We start from the raw sequence: 408 nt of genomic DNA on the forward strand, positions 1-408 counted from the left end.
CCGCCGGCGCCGCGGCGGCGCCCGTGCGCCCCTTGTTGCGGCGCACGCCCTCGTCGCAGGCGAAGCCGAGCAGGACCGCGCCCGGGGTGCTCGCGGCGGTGGGGTCGGCGAAGGCGCCGATCACCTGGTGCCAGCGCGGGCTGTCGGGCTCGGGGTCGACCCGGCCGCTCCAGGCGTCCATCGTGTTGCGATCGGTGCTCATCGTGCCTCCAGGAAGCGGTCGTGGGTGATGCGGCCGCCGAACACGCGCTGGCGCAGGCGGCCGGGCTGCACGGCATAGGCCAGCTCGGCGCTGTGGCCGGCCTGCCATACGCACAGGTCGGCGCGCTGGCCGGCGGCGATGCGGCCGGTGTCGGCGAGGCCGAGGGCGCGCGCGCCGTGCGCGGTCATGCCGGCGAGCGCCTCGCG

At 78.2% G+C, this 408-nt stretch carries 1 protein-coding gene and 1 pseudogene; both read right to left on the reverse strand.

Features of this window, described 5'->3' with window-relative positions; translation table 11 throughout:
- Positions 1-202, reverse strand: a pseudogene (locus tag C667_RS23985) (formimidoylglutamase); the annotation flags it as partial.
- A partial coding sequence (locus C667_RS23990) for an amidohydrolase family protein (RefSeq protein WP_004393296.1) occupies positions 199-408 on the reverse strand: 210 nt, incomplete at its 5' end. The pseudogene C667_RS23985 and the gene C667_RS23990, both read right to left, overlap by 4 nt.

The sequence above is a fragment of the Thauera phenylacetica B4P genome (genome assembly GCF_000310225.1).
GTDB lineage: Bacteria > Pseudomonadota > Gammaproteobacteria > Burkholderiales > Rhodocyclaceae > Thauera > Thauera phenylacetica.